General features: G+C 64.2%; 14 protein-coding genes. 7 read left to right on the top strand and 7 right to left on the bottom strand.

Features of this window, described 5'->3' with window-relative positions:
• The first annotated feature begins 74 nt into the window (after positions 1-74).
• Together hpbA and HYN69_RS10065 are read left to right on the top strand one after the other, a co-directional pair.
• A complete protein-coding gene (hpbA, locus tag HYN69_RS10070; RefSeq protein ID WP_108435625.1) occupies positions 75-2,111 on the top strand; it encodes an N-methyl-L-proline N-demethylase HpbA in 2,037 nt (678 codons plus the stop codon).
• A gap of 236 nt (positions 2,112-2,347) precedes the next feature.
• Positions 2,348-2,716 (top strand): hypothetical protein, encoded by a 369-nt coding sequence (locus tag HYN69_RS10065; RefSeq protein WP_159082420.1) that lies wholly within the window; start codon positions 2,348-2,350, stop codon positions 2,714-2,716.
• Between the two features lie 13 nt (positions 2,717-2,729).
• On the opposite strand, the gene HYN69_RS10060 is transcribed toward HYN69_RS10065, so the two are convergent.
• Positions 2,730-4,970, bottom strand: a complete 2,241-nt coding sequence (locus HYN69_RS10060; protein ID WP_230426371.1) for a hypothetical protein — start codon at positions 4,968-4,970, stop codon at positions 2,730-2,732.
• Between the two features lie 208 nt (positions 4,971-5,178).
• Between HYN69_RS10060 and HYN69_RS10055 the strand changes: the two genes are divergently transcribed.
• Positions 5,179-7,401 carry a glycosyltransferase family 2 protein gene (locus tag HYN69_RS10055; RefSeq protein WP_108435623.1) on the top strand — a complete coding sequence of 741 codons (2,223 nt, stop codon included), beginning with the start codon at positions 5,179-5,181 and terminating at the stop codon, positions 7,399-7,401.
• A gap of 9 nt (positions 7,402-7,410) precedes the next feature.
• On the opposite strand, the gene HYN69_RS10050 is transcribed toward HYN69_RS10055, so the two are convergent.
• The 6 genes from HYN69_RS10050 to HYN69_RS10025 form a co-directional block, all read right to left on the bottom strand.
• Positions 7,411-8,097, bottom strand: a complete 687-nt coding sequence (locus HYN69_RS10050; protein ID WP_108435622.1) for a hypothetical protein — start codon at positions 8,095-8,097, stop codon at positions 7,411-7,413.
• Positions 8,087-9,172, bottom strand: a complete 1,086-nt coding sequence (locus HYN69_RS10045; RefSeq protein ID WP_108435621.1) for a GSCFA domain-containing protein — start codon at positions 9,170-9,172, stop codon at positions 8,087-8,089. The genes HYN69_RS10050 and HYN69_RS10045 overlap by 11 nt, the downstream gene beginning before the upstream one ends.
• An 87-nt stretch (positions 9,173-9,259) precedes the next feature.
• Positions 9,260-9,787 carry a class I SAM-dependent methyltransferase gene (locus HYN69_RS10040; RefSeq protein ID WP_159082419.1) on the bottom strand — a complete coding sequence of 176 codons (528 nt, stop codon included), beginning with the start codon at positions 9,785-9,787 and terminating at the stop codon, positions 9,260-9,262.
• Positions 9,788-9,930: 143 nt separating this feature from the next.
• On the bottom strand, positions 9,931-10,677 hold the full coding sequence (locus HYN69_RS10035; RefSeq protein ID WP_108435619.1) for a class I SAM-dependent methyltransferase: 747 nt from the start codon (positions 10,675-10,677) through the stop codon (positions 9,931-9,933).
• A complete protein-coding gene (locus tag HYN69_RS10030) occupies positions 10,677-11,759 on the bottom strand; it encodes a glycosyltransferase 61 family protein (protein WP_108435618.1) in 1,083 nt (360 codons plus the stop codon). The genes HYN69_RS10035 and HYN69_RS10030 overlap by 1 nt, the downstream gene beginning before the upstream one ends.
• 115 nt (positions 11,760-11,874) lie before the next feature.
• On the bottom strand, positions 11,875-12,342 hold the full coding sequence (locus tag HYN69_RS10025; RefSeq protein ID WP_108435617.1) for a hypothetical protein: 468 nt from the start codon (positions 12,340-12,342) through the stop codon (positions 11,875-11,877).
• A gap of 133 nt (positions 12,343-12,475) precedes the next feature.
• On the opposite strand from HYN69_RS10025, the gene HYN69_RS10020 reads away from it, so the two are divergent.
• From HYN69_RS10020 to HYN69_RS10010, 4 genes are all read left to right on the top strand, one after another.
• A complete protein-coding gene (locus HYN69_RS10020) occupies positions 12,476-13,252 on the top strand; it encodes an SDR family NAD(P)-dependent oxidoreductase (RefSeq protein ID WP_108435616.1) in 777 nt (258 codons plus the stop codon).
• Between the two features lie 121 nt (positions 13,253-13,373).
• Entirely contained in the window at positions 13,374-14,165 is a 792-nt protein-coding gene (locus HYN69_RS10015) for an ABC transporter ATP-binding protein (RefSeq protein ID WP_230426370.1), read from the top strand.
• Positions 14,162-14,494, top strand: a complete 333-nt coding sequence (locus tag HYN69_RS21375) for a TOBE domain-containing protein (protein WP_230426369.1) — start codon at positions 14,162-14,164, stop codon at positions 14,492-14,494. Before HYN69_RS10015 ends, HYN69_RS21375 begins: the two co-directional genes overlap by 4 nt.
• A 47-nt stretch (positions 14,495-14,541) precedes the next feature.
• Positions 14,542-15,627, top strand: coding sequence for an ABC transporter substrate-binding protein (locus tag HYN69_RS10010; RefSeq protein WP_108435615.1), 1,086 nt, complete (start codon positions 14,542-14,544; stop codon positions 15,625-15,627).
• Positions 15,628-15,678 lie beyond the last annotated feature (51 nt).

The raw sequence follows: 15,678 nt of genomic DNA, 5'->3' as shown, positions 1-15,678 counted from the left end.
TGTTCTGTAGTGCATGTAATGTTGACACAACTGAACATTATGCGAGATTGGCGGCAACCCATCAGGAGGCCCCGATGTCGAACGACCCGCTGTTGCAGCCCTATCAGCTCAAGCATCTGACGCTGCGAAACCGCATCATGATTACCAGCCACGAGCCGGCCTATCCCGAGGACGGGATGCCCAAGGGGCGGTATCGGGCCTATCATGTCGAACGCGCCAAGGCGGGGGTTGCGCTGACGATGACGGCGGGGTCGGCAAGCGTGGCGCGCGACAGCCCGCCGGTGTTCAACAACATCCTTGCATGGAAGGATGAGGTCGTCGGCTGGATGAAGGGGATGGTGGACGAATGTCACGACCACGGCGCGGCGGTGATGATCCAGTTGACCCACCTTGGCCGCCGCACGCGCTGGGACAAGGGCGACTGGCTGCCCGTGGTGGCCCCCAGCCATGAACGCGAGGCGGCGCATCGGGCTTTCCCCAAGCGGATCGAGGATTGGGACATTGCCCGTATCATCACCGATTTTGCCGATGCCGCCGAGCGGATGCAGGCAGCGGGCGTGGACGGGATCGAGCTTGAGGCCTATGGCCATCTGCTCGAACAGTTCTGGTCGCCGCTGACCAATGATCTGGAAGCGCCCTATGGCGGGTCGCTCGACAACCGTTTGCGCTTTACCTTCGATGTGCTGCGGGCGATCCGCGAACGCTGCGGGGCCGATTTCATCGTGGGGCTGCGCTATACCGGCGATCAGGACATGGCCGGAGGCATGGGCCGCGCCGAGGGGATGGAGGTCAGCCACAAGCTCAAGGACAGCGGGCTGGTCGATTTCCTGAACGTTGTCAGGGGGCATATCGACACCGACCCCGCGCTGACCGACCTGATCCCGATTCAGGGCATGAAAAGCGCACCGCATCTGGATTTCGCGGGCGAGATACGGGCGGCGACGGGCTTTCCCACCTTTCACGCGGCGCGGATTCCCGATGTGGCCACCGCGCGCCATGCGATTGCCAGCGGCAAGCTGGATATGGTGGGGATGACGCGGGCGCATATGGCCGACCCGCATATCGTGCGCAAGATCATCGAGAAGCGCGAGGATGACATACGCCCTTGCGTGGGCGCGAATTACTGTCTGGACCGCATCTATCAGGGCGGGCTGGCCTTTTGCCTGCACAACCCCGCCACGGGCCGCGAAGAGACGATGCCGCATGTGATACCTGTGGCTGCGGCGAAAAAGCGGATCACCATCGTCGGCGCGGGGCCTGCGGGGGTGGAAGCCGCACGGGTCGCGGCCGAGCGCGGGCACGCGGTGACGGTGTTCGAGGCCGCCGACCGCGCGGGCGGGCAGATACGCCTGACCGCGCAGGACGAGCGGCGGCGCGAGATGATCTCGGTCATCGCGTGGCGCATGGCGCAATGTGAAAAGAAGGGCGTGGCCTTCCATTTCAACAGCTATGCCGATGCCGCGATGGTGCTGGCGACGCAGCCCGACGAGGTTATCATCGCCACGGGGGGGCTGCCGCATACGGCAGTGTTGGCGGCGGGCAACGATCTGGTCCATTCGGCATGGGACGTCCTGTCGGGCGATGTGAAGCCCGGAGCGGACGTGCTGATCTTTGACGATGCGGGGGATCATGCGGCTTTGCAGGCGGCGGACCTGATTTCAGCCACGGGGGCGGCGGTCGAGATCGTGACACCCGACCGCAGCTTTTCACCCGAGGTGATGGGGATGAACCTTGTCCCCTATATGCGGAACCTGCAAAAGCGGAACACGACATTCACCGTCACGTGGCGGCTGGTGTCGGTGGTGCGTGAAGGCAACCGGCTGCGCGCCAGGCTGGGCAGCGATTACGGTGATTATACCAAGGAACGGCTGGTCGATCAGGTGATCGTCAACCACGGCACGCGCCCGCTGGACGATTTGTATTTCGAGTTGAAGCCGCAATCGACGAACCTTGGCGAGGTGGATTACGAGGCCCTGTCGACTGGCGGGGTGCAGGCGGTGGCAGCCAACCCCGATGGCGGATTCCGGCTGTTCCGGATCGGTGATGCGGTTGCGTCGCGCAACACCCATGCCGCGATCTATGACGCGTTGCGGATCGTCAAGGACCTGTAAGGACTTTGGCCCCGGGGCGGGTGCCTTCGGGGTCGAAAGCCAGGGCGGAAAGCGCCGTGAGCTGCGGGTGTTCCCTGCTGCGACGCCACGGTACTGGGGTACATGCGGTCGACATTGCCGCCCCCGGGTTCGAACATGATGCAGCGGATGCCGTTGAAATCGGCTTGCGGGGGCAGGGCGTTGAAAATTTCGCGATGGCGGTTGAAAATGCGGGCGGGCATGGCCATGTGCCTGTCATGAAACAGATTTTTGTCGTACCCGTGTTCGCCCTTGTGCTCTCGGCAGGTTCCGTGCCGCTGGCCACAACGCCCCTTCATGCCCAAGAGGCCGCACAAAGCGCGCAGGGCTGGATCGAATGGGGCATGTCGCTGTTCGGGGGCAGCATCGCGGATGAAGTCGCACCCGCGATCAGCGATATGAAGGCGCTGGCCGACCAGTTCGGACCGGCGATCGCGCCGGCGGTCGAAAAATTTCTGGGGCTCGTCGATGACATGACGAATTACGAGATGCCGGAAATGCAGCCGAATGGCGATATCCTGATCCGCCGCAAACCGGAGGCGCCGCCCGTCCAGCCGCCGGCTGCGGGCGAGGGTGATTCGATCTGACGTGCGGCCACGGTCAGGCCGGAACCGCCTTTGGTGCGGCTGCGGCTTGGTCGAGGGCAAGCATCTCGCGCCGGATGTGGCGGTTGTCACCGCGCGTCAGCACCCAGCGGCCGACCTTGCGCGCAAGCGCGGGGCGGCCCATGCCGAGCGCGCGGTCGAAGAGTTCCTTTTGGTAGCGGCTGAAAGTCTTTCGCTGCCTGAGAAGCCGGTAGAAATCGGCTTCGGTCAGGGTGCCGTTCAGGGCGCCCAGCGTGACAGGGGCGAGGATGCCCATCTGTTGCAGGCTTGACCCCAGCCGGTGGCCGAGCAGGGGCGCACGCAGTTTCAGCACGTTCGGGCCGGTGAAGCGGGCGGCGTGGCCTGCGTCGAGTTCCTCGTATGGATCGTAGAGCAGGGTCACGGTGCCCGCCGCATGGCTGGCCGTGGCCGCGTCACCGTACGGGCCGCTGAAATCGTGATCCCACGCGGTCTTGTAGCGGGTTTCCCAAGGGACGACCGACCGGTCGAGCGTGGATTGCGGCGAGATGATCACGGCATCTGCACCGGGGCAGGCGGCGACGAAGGCGGCTGCGGCATAGCCCCCCATCGACGCGCCGTAGAACACCACGCGGCGGAAGCGGGCGAAAAAGCCGCTGTCGCGCAGGTCGTCGAATTGGGCGGCAACCCATGGGTCGCGATACCATGTCCAACCGTTGGCCATGACGCCAAGCATCGACCAGCCCTGTTTTTCGATGAAGGAATAGCCCCAGGGGCGGCGGTCATCGCGCTTTTCCATGGCGAGTTCGACGTTGTCGAAGGTGACGACCAAGGTGTCCGAGCGGGGCGTAAAGAGAAAGCTGTGCTCGCGGCTTTCGCGGAAGAACCCGTCCTTGCCCGCCAAGGTGGTGGCGATGGCCGACCATGAGCTTTCGTCGTCGCGCGCGACGATCTTGTCGGCGGTCAGGATGGTGCGAACGACCGGCACGCCGTCGACTTCGGTCGTGCTGACGGTATTGGTGGTGCCGAATTCCTTGAGAAAGGGAAAGGCGCCCGAGCCTTTGCGAATGTCGATCACCAACTGGCTGCCATGGTCGAGCAATCTGGGCAGCACGGTTTCAAGGTGCTTGATCTTGTTGATGTCGCCAAAGCCGTTCAGGTTGGCGACCAGTTGCGCCGGGCGCAGGGCGTTTTGCGAACCGGCGCGGCTGATGCGTTTGGGGTCGATGCCATGGCCAATCAGGGCCTTGGTATAGACTGCCACCCATTTCGAGGGATGTGGCGCGAAACGGCCGCGATGGTCGATGTCGACAAGCTGGATGTCGCAATCCCATTTGCCATGGGCGGCGATGGCGAAGGATTGTGCGGTGCCGCCGATATCGGTGAACAGGCGCACGTCCTCAAGGCCGACATGGTCGATCAGGCCGGCTTCGAAGACGCGGTTGCCGCGCCGCTTTATCGGGGCGGCGCTGGGTGAAATGCCGTGTTTCGTCACCAGCATGTCAAGATAGCTGCCCTTGGGCGGCAGGCCCATGTAGCGCAGGCCAAGTTCGCGCTTGTTCGAGGCCCAGAGGTGCAGCGCGGTGGTCTGCGGCGAGAGCATCGCTTCGACTTCGGCCACGGGTTTGAAGAACCTTTGCCGGTCGGGGAAGGCGATGGGGTAGAACGCCTCTTGCGGCAGCACCTTGGCGGCGAGTTTGAGGTGATGGACGAAATGCGTCACCATCATCGGCCCCCAGACGCCCCAAGGCTGCTGGCTGACGTGGACGGGCTGGCTTGCGGCTTTGGCTGTCGCAAACTCGTCACGCAGTTTGGGTCTGACGAAGGGCGGGATGGCGAAGGGATCGGCGGTATAGTCGAGCATCGCAGCCAGAAGCGGGCTGTCGGGCGCAAGGCCAAGCACCGCGTTGTTGACCCGCTGGCCGCCCGGCAGTTCGAAGCCGAGCACATCGGGCGTGTCATAGGTCATCGGCCGCAGGCAATAAACGTCGGTATCGACCCAGATCATGCCGGGGTTCCTGGCCAGCATGTGCAGGCGGAACAGATCGGCAAAGAGCGCGAAACTGTCCTTCTTTTCGTATTTCAGGAAATTGTCGGTATCGAGCACCTCGCGCCCGTCGCGGCGGATGACGCCTTGGGGGACGTTGGGGATGTCATCATAGGAAAACAGCGTGATCTCTTGGCCCTGATCGACGAAGGATTTGAGGCAAAGCTGCTCCATCCACGAAAGCTCGCCGCCGATCCAGAGTGTGCCGACTTCCCGCAGTTTTGCTTTCACCTGAACCTCTTACCCGCCACAATGGTCCGGCTGGTTGCGAGTTTGGCGCAAAAGCGGCACCTTGCCAAGGATGATGTATCCTTTGGGCGCGGGCGCTATCCCTTAGGCTTGCGGGCATGGTATAGCACCGCGGCGCGGAGGGTCGTTCCGCAAAAGGGTAAGGGCAGTAACGGTGGGATCGCAAGCGTCACGGGTTCATTTGCGCCGCATGTCCGCCCGCGAGGTCGGTGCGTCAAGTGTGACGCGGCTTTTGGACTGTGTGGCGCTGCCCGGCGATCTGGTCCGCAGCTTTTTCGGGACCGGAACGGCGGTCGCGGCCTTTCTGCCCGATGGCGCGCAGGGCGCGGCGGTGCCCGAAGACCTGCGTGAGGTCGCGGGGGCCTGCATCGTCACCACGCGGGGGCAGGGGCCAATCGCGCTGGCGGATGGCACGCTGCTGGACGTGCAGCCGCAAGCGGCCGAGCCGGACCTGCTGGCGGGGCTGAATTGCCTGTTCGGGGTCAGGCTTGAGGAAAGCGCCGCACAGGTGGCAGAATGGCTGCGCTATCACGCGGTGCATCACGACATGCAGGGGGCCTTGGTGCTGAACCGCATGCCCGACCCCGGTTTTGCGCCCGCGCTTGAGGCGGCTTTGGCAGGGGTTGCCGTGACGGTCGTCGTGCTGGAAAGCCCGCTCGCCCTTGGCAAGCCCGATATGGGGCCGGAAAACCACCCATTTCTTGCGCCGGACGCGCCGGGCAAGGACCGGATGGAGCCGCCCGCGCCCGACCGTCTGCGGGCGCCGATGGGCGAGGGGCTGATCTATGAACTTGGCAAATGGCGCTTCCTGTCGGATGCCCGCGCGGTTCTGATGCTGGATGTGACCGATATCCTCGATCCCGCCGCGTTTGGCAGTTTCGACCGCTGTGTCGAAGCGAAGGGCGGGGTGGTGCTGCTGTCCGGACAGCGCATCTACCCGTGGCGCGTCAGGGCGGGGCGCGAGGCGCGGTTCGGCGACCATATCTGCTGCCAGTTCGATGCGGGCAGCGGTATCACCCGCTGGGGCGTTGCGCCGCGCAAGGCGGGGCTGGCCAATACATGGCGGATGCTGCGGGTGGCTTATGTCAAGCCCGATCCGGCCACGACGGTGCCGTTCTTCCGCGCCATGGCGATCCGGGTTCCCGACCGGGCCAGCGGCGAGTTGGCGCCCAAGACCAGTCTGATCGAAGACCCGCATCTGTTGGCGATGGCCGGCGATTTCTTTGGCCACAGCCCGATCCGCGCGCCGGTGTCGGCCGCCAAAGCCGCGCCGCGACAGGCGGTGCAGGCGGGGCGCACGGCGATCGTGACCACGATGAAGAACGAGGGGCCGTTCATTCTGGAGTGGATCGCCTATCACCGCGCCATCGGGGTCGATGATTTTCTGGTCTATACCAACGACTGCACCGATGGCACCGACACGATGCTGACCCTGTTGCAGGAAAAGGGGCTGGTGCAGCACCGTGCCAACCCGTGGCAGCCGGGGGGAGAATTGAAGCCGCAGCACGCCGCCCTGCAAGCCGCCGAGGAAGAGGCGGTGATCCGCGATGCGGGCTGGGCGATCTGCATGGACGTGGACGAGTTCATCAACATCAAGATCGGCGATGGCACGCTGGGGGCACTTTATGCCGCGATCGGCGATGCCAACATGATCAGCCTGACGTGGCGATTGTTCGGCGATTCAGGCGTGGCGGGGTATGAAGACCGCTTCCTGTTGGACCAGTTCACCCGCTGCGCGCCGGAAATCATCCGCAAACCGCATCAGGCATGGGGGTTCAAGACGCTGTTTCGCAACATCGGCATCTACAAGAAGCTGGGCGTGCACCGGCCCAAGGGGCTGAAGCCCGACCTGTGGGATCAGGTGCATTGGCTGAACGGGTCGGGCAAGCTGATGCCGCGCGAGATGTTCCGCAACGGCTGGCGGGCGACGCTGGAAACCTATGGCTATGACTGGGTGCAGTTGAACCATTATGCGGTGCGGAGTGCCGAGAGTTTCCTTGTGAAACGCGACCGGGGGCGGGTGAACCATGTCGACCGCGATCAGGGGCTGAACTACTGGTTCCGCATGTCGCACAATCAGGACAGCGACACCTCGATCCAGCGGATGATTCCGGCCTGCCGCGCCGAATTCGAGCGGTTGCTAGCCGACCCGGAAATCCGCGCCGCGCATGAATTTTCGGTGGCGCAGCATCGGGCGAAGATCGCGGCGCTGTTGCAGACGGAAACCTATCGGCGGTTCTATGGCGAGTTGACCGGAGAGCGGATGCGGAACCTGTGCCGCCGCCAGCACCATTTCGGATCGGCCGTGTTCAACGCAGGGCCGCAATCGGTGCCCGACGAGATCGCGCTGGCGCCCGAACTGCCCGCCGATTTCTTCTTTACCGTCGAGCATCAGGGCGAGGCCGAGCACTAACCCGCGCGATCACACCGTGGCAGGATCTACGGAAAGCAGGCCGCGACGGGACAGTCGGTCGAGCACTTCAGCGCCGTAAGCGGCATTGCCATGCACCCCGTCGGGGGCACGCAAGTGTTCGGGCAGGGGGCGATCGGCCCAGTCTTCTTCGTCGCGGGGGTCAAAGACGGTCAGCCCGTGTTTGCGCAAGGCGCTGGTGATACGGCTGCCGAAATAAAGCGCGACGGGGTCGGTCTGGATCATCGGAGGGGCCACGACCGTCAGTTTGGCATATTGCGCGCCAAAGCGCAGCAGGCGGAACAGGCTGTCGCGGTGGTGCAGGATGTAAGACAAAAGGAAGTCGTCGCTGACGAACAAGAGGCCGTCATTTTCGGCGAAATGGGCGGCGTCGGGCGTATGGCCGTGGCGAGCGAAAAGCGGGGCCAACCGGCCCAGATGATAGCCGATGCTGGCCAGAACGGGGATGTCGGCGCGAAACACCGATCCGCCGATCTGGGCGTTGAAGCCGATGATCTTGCGGTTCAGGCCGCGTCTGTGCGGTTGCGAGATGCCCTGCCCGCGGTGCGGGCGCATCTGGTTTTCGTGCCAGAAATTGCCCGATATATACAGCATCTCAGAGTTCAGCCCGTACGCGACTGCGGCTTCTTGCAGGGCGGCGGTGTGGCTGTCACCGATGATCAGAAGGTCAGGATGCATTGTAAGCCTCGAGTGCGGCTTCTTCGCACAGGACGGCTTCGGCGGCCATCGATTGTTCCAGCGCGGCATCCCGGGCGGCCTGAAGGGCCGCTTCGTTGCCGTGGCGGGCGGGGGCGGTCAAGTGCAGGCCACCGAAGAAGTGACCCATGACAAGGTCGACGCCCTGCGGCACGACAGAGCGGAGGTTGGGTTCGTAAAAGGCCGATCGCGCGGGGGCGCCGCTGATGATTTCGTAGGACGGGAAGTAATCGACGGCGGGCTCATCCTCGGCCATTTCGCCCGCGACGGCGCGCAGCACGGCCTTGGACCGCGTGGTTGCCACCAGCACATGCGCGCCGCTGGCGGTTGCGGTCAGCGGCACGGGGCTGACGGTCAGCAAAAGGTGGATGTCGGGGTTCATCTGGCGCAACAGTGCGAAAGAGCGGTCGAGATCGGCGCGGATGGCGGCGGCGCGGTAGTTGACGAAGCGGTGGCGGCCCGCGTCGAAGCTGCCGCCCATGGTGCCGGGGCAGGCGGCATAGGGCTGGCCTTCGATGCTTTCCCAGCCTTCGGTCAGGCCAAGCGTGAAGACGAAGACATCGGCCCCGCGGATGGCGCGGGCAAGGCCGCGGATCATCGACAGGCGCGAGGCGAATGCTTCGGCTTCGCTGGTAAAACCTTCGGGTTCGATGGCGGGGCGCAGGCTGTCGCGGAAGCGGCCCTTGGGTTCGGACCAGAGTTCGGCCGCGTCGGGGGCAAGGTTGCCTGCGGCCATTTCAAGCAAAAGCCGCAACTGCGCTGCGGTGTAGATATTGGCGGTGCGGGCCGAAAACACGCCGTAGTTGAAACGGCGGGCCAATTCTGCGGGCGTGCCTGCGGGGGCGGGTTCGCCGTCGATCCAGCCGATGCCACGGGCTTTCAGCGCGCGGCTGATGTGCTGGGCAAAGCAAGAGCCAAAGGTGGCAAAGCGGGCATCGGCGGGCAGCGAAAAGCACGAATCCCACAGTTTGGACAGGCCGAAGACGCCAGCCTCGGCCACGCCGGTGCGCCAGAAGGCCTGGGCGGGAAGATCGGCATAGGGATGCTTTTCAGCCATGGAACCGGCACCGGACGCGATAAGGAAACAAAGGATGCAGCGGGGCAGAGGCTTGCCCCCTGCCGCCGCAGTATGGCTGGGCGCTGGTCAGACCGGACGTCCGAGTGTCACGATCCACTGGTTCGCCATGGTCTTGAGCGACGCCATGCTGCCCAGATCGGCCACGGCCTGTTCGACGGCGCGCTTGACGGGGGCGCCCTGCGCTTCGGACATCCAGTTGAAATCGTCACCCGTGATCAGGCCGTCGGGCTTTACCTTTTGCAGCGACAGCGCGATGTCGGCCCCGATGAAGGGTTCGTTGTGGTTGCCGTCAAGATAGACCCAATCGAAGTAACCATCGGCAAAGCCCCCGAGCGCCACGTCGGACATGGCGCGGTGGATCTTTACGCGCGGGTCATCGGCGAATGCGGCGCAGACGGCTTGGTACTTCTGCTCCATCAGCTCTTCGTTCTTGCGGCGGCCAAAGCCGGTGTTCGGAAATTCGGGCTGGTACAGCCACGGATCGATCAGGTGCAATTCGGCCGGTTCGCAGATATCGAGGATCTTGCGCGAAAATGCGCCCTCCCAAACCCCCACCTCGGCGACCCGACCGCCCTTTGGCAGCGATTGAAGCAACCTTGTGCGGACTCGATCTCTTTTCGATTCGGCTTCGTCCATTTCGATTCATAACCTTTGAAAGTAACTATCTTCTTCTTGCCACGATACCGAATGCGCGTTGCCTGACAAGCCAAAGCGCGGCGGGCGGCATGCGCGAACGGTCAGGGTGTGACCTTTTCGGGCCTGAGCGCCTGTGCCGGATCGAGTGCTACGCCGTCGAACAACGGGTAGCCTGCGGCGATGAAGGCGGCCGTGTCGTGGAAATCGAACAGGTCGTTGAACGCATCGACACCGAAATCTTCCAGCGTCAGTTCGGAATAATCCTGCAAGATCTTTGCGTAAGCCCTGTCCAGCACCGTCGATTTGGAGTCCAGCCCCGACACGAGCACGATGCCCGTCGGGCTTGCGTCAAGCACGGTGACGGTCAGGTCGGGACGGTGTTTTGCAAGGATAGGGATCAGTTTCCACACATCGCCTGTCCAGGCCCGTTTGGGTGTGTTGTCCAGATCGCGGGTCGTCATTTCGTGGCCGAAGGGGCAGCAATCATGCAGGGCGATTACGCCGTCGGGATGGCTGGCCTTTTCAGTGGCGATGAAATCGCGCAGGAGGAATTCGAAGAGGTGCATGCCGTCAAGGAAGCTGAACGAGAGTTTGACCTTGGCCGATTTCAGGAAACCGCTTGCGAAGAAATCGTCGCTTGGCTGCTGGAAGATATGCAGCGCGGGCTTGATGCCGATCACATTGTCCTCGACGCGGAAGAAGGGATCGACGACGATCGTCTTGCCGCGCACAGGGGCAAAGGTGCGGCCCGTACGACAGCCGATTTCCATATACCAGTCGAACAGGCGGTCGCGGTGCAGCGCATTCATGAATTTGGTGTATTTCAGTCCGTTGGCCTGTTTGAACATCAGTCTTCCTTCGTCTTTCGGCGTTTGCTACGCAGCCATGCGGCGCGGTCCTCGGGCGACATCACATCTTCGCCGGGCGCCAGTCCGGCCCTTAGCGAGACCTGAACCTCGGCTTGCGTAGGGGCTTTCCAGCGGGTTCCGATGATCAGGCCCGCGTCTTTCAGGCCCCTGTGCAACCGGTCGAAGTCAAGGACCGCGAGGCCCAGATGGTCGCCCCGCTGCGGCGGCCACCATGTCGCGGTCACGGCATTGATCGCACGGGTGGGACGACCGGCGCGGTCCTGCATCTGGGTGGCGATGGCCTGCGGCAGCACCTCGCGCCGGTGGAGCACGGCCGATATCTGGTCGGGCTGGCGCAGAAGCGCAAAGAGGTGCAGCGCCGAGCCTTCGGCAAAGACCAGTTTGCCGGCGCGTTGAAAGGTTTTCACCTGTTCTTCGATGGAATGGGCCTCGGGCGAGAAGATGCGGTAGCCTTCGGCGGCGAGAAGCCGTTCGAGGTGGTCTTCGCAGGCATAGCGTCCGGCATCGGGGCCAAGCCCGCTGCGTGTGACGTAGAGTTTCACCTTGGGGTCGGCCGGTTTGGCGCGGGGCCAGCGGCTGTCGATCCAGTCGTAGAATTCGGGCCGGCCCTTGCATCCGGTGGCTTCGCCGAAAAGTTCGGGCGCGGTGTGCAGGCTTTCGAAGGCGAGCGCGTTTTCGGTGACGAGGACGGGATTGGTGACGCCCAGACTGCGCAAAAGCCGTGGGAGCGCGGTATACGAGGGCGGGCGCGCAGTGCGTTTGGCGGCATAGACCAGCGTGGTTTCGGGCGGCAGGCGGTCGAGCGCGGGCAGGCGGCCGAGGGCATTGAGCACGAGAAAGCCGAACTGCTTGTCGGCTGGACCGGCAAAGAGGGCAGGGCCGAACAGGCGCGAACTGTCCTGCACGGGCGCTGCGGTAGCGGCGGGCTTTGTCACCCAGACCGACGTGCCGATGGCGGTGTCGGGCAAAAGCGCGCCGTCCGCACCGTAGATGCCAAAGCCCGTGACGATGCGGCTGATCCGTGCGGCCGGGATGCAAAAGGCGTCACTATGCGGGGTCATTCAAATCCACTCTTACCGCCGGATCGGACCAATGGGCTGCGCCTATGGTCTTGCCCATGCATACTTCGGGATGTGTATGTGACTGTTCGGGCTGTGTCGACCCTTTGGAGCGGGCCTAGGCTTGCGGATCGGTGTCAAAGCCGCGGGGCGGGGTGGAATCGGGGGCAAGCACCAGCGTGGCCTCAATGGCCAGATCTTCGGCCATGGCGGCGGCATTGGGTCCGGCGGACATGAGGTGCTGCCAGATCAGGCGGGCGGGCGGGGCGATGCGCGGTTCGAGCACGGCGCGGGCGGTGTGGAGCCAGACCGCGAGGCCGTCGCTGCTGTCGTAGTCGCGGCTTTTCCGCAGGGCGGCGATGCGGGTCTGCGTGGCCTTGACGAAGCGCGTCACGTTGGCGGGCGGCCAAGCGGCAAGATCGTGCAGGTCCTGACCTTCGGCCAGACAGGCGGCCTGCCAGAAGCGGGCGGTGGCGGCATGGCTGTCACGGATATGCGGCTTGGTGGTTTCCAGCTTGTCGGCCATGGCCTGCGCCTCGTCTATCAGGGCGGTCAGGGCCTTTTCCTCTTTCCATGCGCTGAACATCGAAGGCCTTTCTTTGGGGGTGCGCCTGTGAAGCACGCTCAGGCGGGGGGCACAAGCCTGCGCCGTTGGCATGGCCTTGCGGTGCGGACGGCGGGACGTTTAAACTTCGACGACCGGCGCAGGAGGGCGAGAGGTGACGGACGGGGCACGAAGCTGGCTGGAAGGGCAGTTTTCCTGTGCGGGAAAACGGGTGCTGGTAACCGGCGCGAGCCGTGGCATCGGGCGGGCGCTGGCCGTGGGCTTTGCCCGCGCAGGAGCCGATCTCGTGGTTGCCGCCCGTGCGCGCGGGGCGCTCGACGCCGTCGTGGGCGACCTTGCCGAAACCGGCGCGCGCGTCGATTGCGTGACATTTGACCAGTCTGATGTCGGCGCAATCCGCCATGGTCTGGCGGGCCTTGGCCCTGTCGATGTGCTGGTGAACAACGCGGGTGTCGAAGATGTGCGCCCCGCGCTCGACGTGGACGAGGCGCTTTGGACCAAAATCGTCGATACCAACCTGAAGGGCGCGTTCTTCGTGGCGCAGACGGTGGCGCAGGGCATGGCAGAGGCGGGCGGGGGCGCGATCATCAACCTTGCCTCGCTGACCTCGTTCGTGGGGGTGCCGACGGCGGTGCCTTATGGCGCGTCGAAGTCGGGAATATTGGGGATGACGCGGGCGCTGGCTGCGGAATGGGGGCCAAAGGGGATACGCGTTAACGCGCTGGCGCCGGGATATTTCAAGACCGACATGACCGAGGTTTTCTATGACGACACCGAATGGGTCGAACGGATGACCGCACAGATGCCGCTGCGCCGTCTGGGGGTGCTCGACGATCTGGCGGGGGCTGCGGTGTTTCTGGCATCGCCCGCCGCGCGCTATGTGACGGGCCAGTGTCTTGCGGTGGACGGCGGATACCTTTGCTCGATTTAAGGGCGGCCACAGGGCCAGGGCGGGGCGGAATACGCCATTGATTATCAAGGCATCTATACAAGCCAAGGCTGTGCGGTCTAGATTTTCGACACGTCGGACGGGGCGGGCATAAGGGGCGAACATGGCGGCGGGCCGGTCACAGGGGCAAGACAGCGGCGAAGGGGCCGCGGCGGTGGTCGCCCGCGATGTGACGATGGATTTCGGCACCGGAAAGCCTGCTGTGGACGCGGTGTCGTTCCGGCTGGAGCAGGGGCGCTTCCTGACAATTCTCGGACCTTCGGGGTCGGGCAAGACCACGCTGTTGCGGATGATCGCGGGGTTCGACCGGCCCACGCGGGGCCAGATTATGGTGGGGGGAAAACCTGTGGACGCGGCCCCGCCGCACCGGCGGTCGGTCGGGATGGTGTTCCAGAAGCTGGCGCTGTTCCCGCATATGACGGCGGCCGAGAACGTGGCCTTTCCGTTGAAGATGCGGCGGTTCAATCCGGCGGGGATTGCGGGGCGGGTGCGGCAGTTCCTCGATCTGGTGAAGCTGGACGGGTATGGCGACCGGCGGGTCAATGCGCTGTCGGGCGGGCAGCAGCAGCGGGTGGCGATTGCGCGGGCGCTGGTGTTCGAGCCTGAGTTGCTGTTGCTCGATGAACCCTTGGCCGCGCTCGACCGCAAGCTGCGCGAGGAGATGCAGCTTGAATTCCGCCGCATCCAGCACGAGCTTGGCGTGACCACGATCAACGTGACGCATGACCAGCGCGAGGCTTTGGTGGTGTCGGACGAAATCATCGTGATGGACGGCGGGCGCATCCAGCAACAGGCGCGTCCGGTCGCGCTGTACCGTGAACCTGCGAATACGTTCGTTGCGGGGTTTCTCGGGGTTTCGACCTTCTTGCAGGGGGTTGCCGCCGAGGGGGCATGATGCTGGACGGGGTGTTCCTGCGCGGGGTGGCAGTGGGCCGCTGTCCCGCAGGCGCGCCGGTGCGCGGGGCGATCCGGGCCGAGCAGATCAGGATCGCACGCTCCGAAGTGGCGTTGGCGGCTTGTGCCACGCGGCTTTCGGGGCAGGTGCGGGATGTGATCTTCGAGGGGGAGCGGCTGCTTTATCTGGTCGATGTGGCGCTGGGCGCGGGGGTGGAGTTCCAGATCTATCACCACGATCCCGCGGCCTTCGATGTGTACGAGGTCGGAAGCGCCGTGGTGATCGGCTGGCATGATGCCGACATGAAGATATTCGGATCGGCCCCCTGACAGGGGCGATGTTTTTGACGCGAAACAACTCAAAGGAGGGTCGACCCATGAAATACAACTTCTCCCGTCGTAGTGTTCTTGCAGGCAGCGGGGCCGCGCTGATGACAGGGCTTGCAGGCGGCCGCCTGTTTGCCGCCGAGCCCGAGAAACCGGCCGAGATCATCGTGCGGGCCTGGGGCGGCGAATGGGTGGATGCGCTGAAACGGGGCGTGTCGGACCCGTTCACGGCAGCGACCGGCATCACCGTGCGCCATGATCTGACCGAGGATAACGAGATCCAGCCCAAGGTCTGGGCGGCGGTCGATCAGGGGCGCGTGCCGCCGATCCATATCAACTGGGACACTACCACGAACGCCACAAAGTCGGCGTTGCGCGGTGTGACCGAGGATCTGTCGGACCTGTCGAACCTTGCGGGTGTGACCGATCTGGCCAAGCCGGTAGGGTTGGAGGGCTATCCGATCGTCAACACCTATGGCTATGTCTACGTGCTGGCCTACCGGCCCGAGGCGTTTCCGGACGGGGCGCCGAAGTCGTGGAAAGACTTGCTCGACCCGCGGCTGAAGGGGCGGATCGCGTTGTACAACGACGGGATCGGCTTCCACTTCCCCGCGCAGGTGGCGGGGGGCGGATCGCTTGAAGATATTCCGGCAAACATGCAGCCCGCTTGGGATTTCATCGCCAAGATGAAGGAACAGGCCCCGCTTTTGGGCGAGGACCCCGATTTCACCACATGGTTCCAGAATGGCGAGATCGACGCGGCTTGCACGATTTCGACGAACGCTCTGGCGGCCAAGCGCAACGGGATCGATCTGGCCTGGACCGTGCCGGAGGAGGGCTCCAAGTTCGACACCGACGGGTTGTGGATACCCAAGGGCCTGCCCGAGAACGAGCTTTACTGGGCCAAGCAATATATCAACTTTGCCATCACCAAGGACGCGCAGCAGGTCTGGCTTGACGGGTTGGGGCTGCCGGGAGTGGTGCCGGGGCTGACGCCGCCCGAAGGGCTGGCGGGCGATCCGTCCTATCCGACCACGGAAGAGGAGTTCAAACACCTGATCCGCGTGTCGGCGAAAGTGCAGGTCGAGAACGAAAGCGACTGGTTCGCCAAGTTCAAGGAAATCATGCAAGGGTAACGCCTTGTCCGCTGCGCCGCCCCTGTGACGGGCGGCGCGTTTTGCCGATGT

Source organism: Gemmobacter aquarius (assembly GCF_003060865.1).
In the GTDB taxonomy this organism is placed as follows: Bacteria; Pseudomonadota; Alphaproteobacteria; order Rhodobacterales; family Rhodobacteraceae; genus Paragemmobacter; species Paragemmobacter aquarius.
Note: the sequence above shows the minus strand (reverse complement) of the source record. Positions and strands in the feature narration are given on the sequence as shown.

Excerpts from the sequence above, each read along its gene's own strand:
- hpbA (WP_108435625.1), top strand. The coding sequence starts at position 75 with ATGTCGAACGACCCGCTGTTGCAGCCCTATCAGCTCAAGCATCTGACG.
- HYN69_RS10065 (WP_159082420.1), top strand. The coding sequence starts at position 2,348 with ATGAAACAGATTTTTGTCGTACCCGTGTTCGCCCTTGTGCTCTCGGCA.
- HYN69_RS10055 (WP_108435623.1), top strand. The coding sequence starts at position 5,179 with ATGTCCGCCCGCGAGGTCGGTGCGTCAAGTGTGACGCGGCTTTTGGAC.
- HYN69_RS10050 (WP_108435622.1), bottom strand. The coding sequence starts at position 8,097 with ATGCATCCTGACCTTCTGATCATCGGTGACAGCCACACCGCCGCCCTG.
- HYN69_RS10045 (WP_108435621.1), bottom strand. The coding sequence starts at position 9,172 with ATGGCTGAAAAGCATCCCTATGCCGATCTTCCCGCCCAGGCCTTCTGG.
- HYN69_RS10035 (WP_108435619.1), bottom strand. The coding sequence starts at position 10,677 with ATGTTCAAACAGGCCAACGGACTGAAATACACCAAATTCATGAATGCG.
- HYN69_RS10030 (WP_108435618.1), bottom strand. The coding sequence starts at position 11,759 with ATGACCCCGCATAGTGACGCCTTTTGCATCCCGGCCGCACGGATCAGC.
- HYN69_RS10025 (WP_108435617.1), bottom strand. The coding sequence starts at position 12,342 with ATGTTCAGCGCATGGAAAGAGGAAAAGGCCCTGACCGCCCTGATAGAC.
- HYN69_RS10015 (WP_230426370.1), top strand. The coding sequence starts at position 13,374 with ATGGCGGCGGGCCGGTCACAGGGGCAAGACAGCGGCGAAGGGGCCGCG.
- HYN69_RS21375 (WP_230426369.1), top strand. The coding sequence starts at position 14,162 with ATGATGCTGGACGGGGTGTTCCTGCGCGGGGTGGCAGTGGGCCGCTGT.
- HYN69_RS10010 (WP_108435615.1), top strand. The coding sequence starts at position 14,542 with ATGAAATACAACTTCTCCCGTCGTAGTGTTCTTGCAGGCAGCGGGGCC.